Origin of the sequence: Streptomyces sp. WAC04114, assembly GCF_019733245.1 — a bacterium.
Classification (GTDB): domain Bacteria; phylum Actinomycetota; class Actinomycetes; order Streptomycetales; family Streptomycetaceae; genus Streptomyces; species Streptomyces massasporeus_A.
In genome coordinates, this window is sequence record NZ_JAIGQA010000318.1 from 1 (window position 1) to 4167 (window position 4167).

The following is a 4167-nucleotide window of genomic DNA, read 5'->3' on the forward strand; positions in this document are numbered from 1 at the left end:
CGCCCTCTCCATCCCCGCCACCCGCTCCAGCATCGGCATCGGATCCACCCCCACCGACCCGGGCAGAAACTCCGCGATCCGTTCCACCGTCCAGCCGCCGGAGGCATACGCCGCCCGCAGCTCCCTCGGCTGCGCCCACACCGCGATCTTCTCCCCGGCGACCGTGTAGACCTGCCCGGTGATGCCCTCCCGGGAGGCCGCGTCGGACAGCAGGTACACCACCAGCGCGGCGACATCCTCCGGCTCCCCGATCTCCGTCAGCTCCATCGGCACCCCCGCCGACATCCGTGTCCGCGCGACCGGCGCCACCGCGTTCGCGGTCACCCCGTACTTGTGCAGCCCCAGCGCCGCGCTGCGCACCAGCGAGATGATCCCGCCCTTCGCCGCGCTGTAGTTGGCCTGGGACACCGACCCCTGGTGGTTGCCGCTGGTGAAGCCGATCAGCGTCCCGGCCCGCTGCCCGCGCATCACCGCGGAGGCCGCCCGGAACACCGTGAACGTGCCCTTCAGATGCGTCGCGAGAACCGGGTCCCACTCCTCCTCGGTCATGTTGAACAGCATCCGCTCGCGCAGGATCCCGGCCACGCAGACGACCCCGTCCAGCCGCCCGTACGAGGCCAGCGCCACGTCGACGACTCGCTGCCCGCCCGCCATCGTCGAGATGTCGTCGGCGACCGCCACCGCTTCTCCACCCGCTGCCTCGATCTCCTTGACGACGGCCTGCGCGACCTCGCTCGTCGGTGAGGCACCGTCGACCGCGACGCCGAAGTCGTTGACCACGACCTTCGCACCCTCGGCCGCCGCCGCGAGCGCGACCGCCCGGCCGATGCCCCGCCCCGCGCCCGTGACGGCGACGACCTTGCCTGCCAAGAAGTTCCCCACGCCCGGCCCCTTCCCGTCCCACGATTTCTGACGGACCGTTAGATTCTCGATTCCCGAATTCTACGACCCGTCAGATACGGGAAGACAAGCCCCGGGGAGGGCTCATGTCGCTGCCGGACGCGTTCCACGACATCGCCAAGCGCGTGAACAACTGGGGGCGTTGGGGCTCCGACGACGAGATCGGCACCCTGAACCTGATCACCGACGAGGTCGTCCGGCAGGCCGCGGCCACCGTCCGCACCGGCCGGCGCGTCCCGCTGGCACTGCCTCTCCAGCGGGACGGCGTGCAGACCGGCGTGATCCCCGGCCGGGTCGATCCTCTGCACGCCATGGTGCAGATCAACCAGGAGATCTTCGGCCCGGGCACGGTCGCGTGCAGCGACGACGTCGTGACCATGGGGCTCCAGGCGGCCACCCACTGGGACGCCCTGTCCCATGTCTCGCACTCGGGCCGGCTCTACAACGGCCGCCCGGCGCACACCGTCACCGCGCACGGCGGCGCCGGGTTCGGCGGCATCGGCACGGTCCGGCACGTCGTCTCGCGCGGGGTGCTGCTGGACGTCGCCCGGGCCCGGGGCACCGACCGGCTCGACGGTGGGTACGCCGTCACGCCCGAGGACCTGGACGCCGCCGAGGAACTGGCCGGCACCCGGGTGCGGGCCGGTGACGTCGTCCTCGTACGGACCGGACAGATCCAGGCCTGCCTGGCCGGGGACCGGCACGGCTACGCGTATCCGTCGCCGGGGCTGTCGATCCGCACGCCGGAGTGGTTCCACGCGCGCGATGTGGCGGCGGTCGCCAACGACACCCTGACCTTCGAGGTGTTCCCGCCGGAGGTGGACGATCTCTGGCTGCCCGTGCACGCCCTCCACCTCGTGGAGATGGGCATGCCACAGGGCCAGAACTGGAATCTCGAAATGTTGTCCACAGCCTGTGGAGAAGTGAACCGCTACGCGTTCCTGCTGACGGCGACCCCCGAGCCGTTCACCGGGGCGACCGGCTCTCCGGTGGCGCCCGTCGCCGTCCTGTAGACCGTGCCGGGCCGCCACCCCGCTGAAGCTGGATGGCGGCGCCGCGCTGCTCGCCCCGAGCACGACAGCGCGCGCCGCCACCCGACTTCGGCGCTCCCGCCCCGCCTCCCTGCCCCTGAAGGGAGCCGACGCCGAATCACGACTCACACTCGCCGAGGGCTGCCGTCCACCGAAGCCCTCGTCGTCCCCTCACGGCGAATCGCTGACCACAAGCGTGAGCAACCGGTCACCACGCGTCAACACCCGTTCGGCGATATGCCACTGATGCGGCTTTTGCCGCAGGCGCGCACGGAAGCACGTCCCGGCGCATCGCCGCATCCCCCAGGGAACCCGCCGACCCGCCGTGCATCCGTGCCCCGGCCTCGCCGCACACACCCGCGGCATGTGCCGTCGTCCTCCATGCCCGAACAGGCGCGGGCCACGGTCGGCGGTCGGCGGCGCTACACCGCCTCGTACGCCAGCCCCTCGATCGCCGCCCCGCCGCCGTACGCCGCCGCGCCGCCGCCGCACGACGCCGTGAGGTCGCGGGACTTCGCGCACCGGTCCAGTTCGCACCAGATGCGCTTTCCGGCGGCCTCGACGCTCCAGCCCCAGCGGTCGGCGAGCCCGTCGACGAGCGCCAGCCCCCGGCCGCCGGTCGCGTCGTCGCCGGCGCACCGAGGCACGGGGGCCCGGCCGCTGCGGTCCGCGACCTCGAGCCGGACCGTGGCCTCCTCCGTCACCACGTGCGGCAGCGACAGCCGCAGGACGGCGGGACGGCCGGTGTGCACCACGGCATTGGTGACGAGCTCGGAGACGAGCAGGATCAGCGTCTCGGCGAGGGGTTCGTCGGCCTGTATGCCGGACCCGGCCAGGCGGGAGCGGGCCCACCGGCGGGCACGCCCCACTTCTGCGGGGTCGGGCCGGATCTCCAGCTGCACTTGAAGCACCTGCACCGCTCACACCATCCGAACCGGCGGACACTTAGGCTCGCGCCTCACGAGGGCCACGATCGTAGCCATTTTCTGCATGGCCAGAACAACGGCCGGGACAAGGATCACGGAACGTGAATCCCTTGTGGGACAGCATGGTTGACGTACAGTCACGCCAACAAGCGCTTCGGGCATATTCCAGCGCGAAGGAGTACCCGTGCGGCATACTGTGCGACGCTCGCCGCGGGCAGTCGAACAGGCGGCGCCACGGGGTCGCACTGCGCTCGGAGCCACTCGCATCTGACACAAGGTACCGGAGCGGGCAATCGACTCCAGGCCGTAACGAGTCACACTGAGGACACAAGCCGATATCAACGCTCCGTGATTCCGGTATGCCACGATCCGTGACATCTCCGGGGAGTCCGTACGGCGATGACGCTGCCAGACGGCCCGTCAGGCCGATTCGGCCGCCAGAGCCACCGCGAGAGCTTCCTCACTCTCCGTGACACCGCCCGCACGCTGGGTTCGAACCCATGCGCGTTTCAGATGCAGATGGACCTCGGACTCCCAGGTGAAGCCCATGCCGCCGTGCACCTGGAGACAGTCGCGGGCGCCGCGCACGGCGGCCTCGTCGGCGAGGATCCGGGCCGCCGCGATGTCGGCCGGGTCGGCCGTGACGGCGGCCGCGTAGACCGCGGCTCGGGCCGTCTCCGCCCGGACCAAGATCCCCGCGCACAGGTGCGCCACCGCCTGGAAGGCCCCGATGGGCCGACCGAACTGTTCGCGCGCCCGGGCGTGTTGCGCCGCGAGTTCGCAGACCCGGCCGGCCGTGCCGAGTTGCTCGGCGGCGGTGAGGAGGACGGCGACAGGATCGGGGGCGGCCCGTCCGGCAGGCACCCGGTGCAGCGGCGTCAGCGGGTCGAGCGGACGCAGCGGCACGGCACCCCTGGTGTCCCCGCGCACGACGTCCGCCTCGCCCAGCCACTCCACGAGCCCGCCGTCCACGGCCGCCACCACCGTATCCCCGGTGGCCGCGCCCGGTACGGCCCCGGCCGCGAGGTGGGTGGCGATGAGCGGCCCGGGCAGCAGCGCCCGCCCCGCCTCCTCGAACAGCAACACCGCCTCCGGCAGCCCGAGTCCGACCCCACCGTCCGGCTCCGGCATCCGCAGCGCGAAGAACCCGAGGTCCCCCAGGGCCCGCCACAACGCCCGGTCGAGCGGCGGCGTCCCGACCGTCCCGGCCGTTCGACGGGCCCTCGCGGCGCTCTCGTCCGCCTCGGCACGGCGTACCGGCCGGCCGCCGGCCCCGGCAGGGCCCGTCGAACGGCCGGGACGGTCGGGAC

4 protein-coding genes are annotated in these 4167 nt (G+C 72.4%); 1 reads left to right on the forward strand and 3 read right to left on the reverse strand.

The genetic code is table 11. The features are described 5' to 3' along the window. Window positions 1-882 (reverse strand): SDR family oxidoreductase (locus K4G64_RS38600; RefSeq protein WP_221760516.1); only part of this gene is annotated, 882 nt, incomplete at its 3' end. A 104-nt stretch (window positions 883-986) separates the two neighbouring features. Between K4G64_RS38600 and K4G64_RS38605 the strand changes: the two genes are divergently transcribed. Continuing rightward, on the forward strand, window positions 987-1913 hold the full coding sequence (locus K4G64_RS38605; RefSeq protein WP_221760517.1) for a cyclase family protein: 927 nt from the start codon (window positions 987-989) through the stop codon (window positions 1911-1913). A 440-nt stretch (window positions 1914-2353) separates the two neighbouring features. Here K4G64_RS38605 and K4G64_RS38610 read toward each other — a convergent pair whose 3' ends face one another. Together K4G64_RS38610 and K4G64_RS38615 are read right to left on the reverse strand one after the other, a co-directional pair. Beyond that, entirely contained in the window at window positions 2354-2833 is a 480-nt protein-coding gene (locus K4G64_RS38610; RefSeq protein WP_221760519.1) for an ATP-binding protein, read from the reverse strand. A gap of 444 nt (window positions 2834-3277) precedes the next feature. Further along, the coding region (locus tag K4G64_RS38615) for an acyl-CoA dehydrogenase (protein WP_221760518.1) at window positions 3278-4167 on the reverse strand (890 nt) is incomplete at its 5' end.

Coding starts and splice junctions, on each gene's coding strand:
- K4G64_RS38605 (WP_221760517.1), top strand. CDS start 987: ATGTCGCTGCCGGACGCGTTCCACGACATCGCCAAGCGCGTGAACAAC.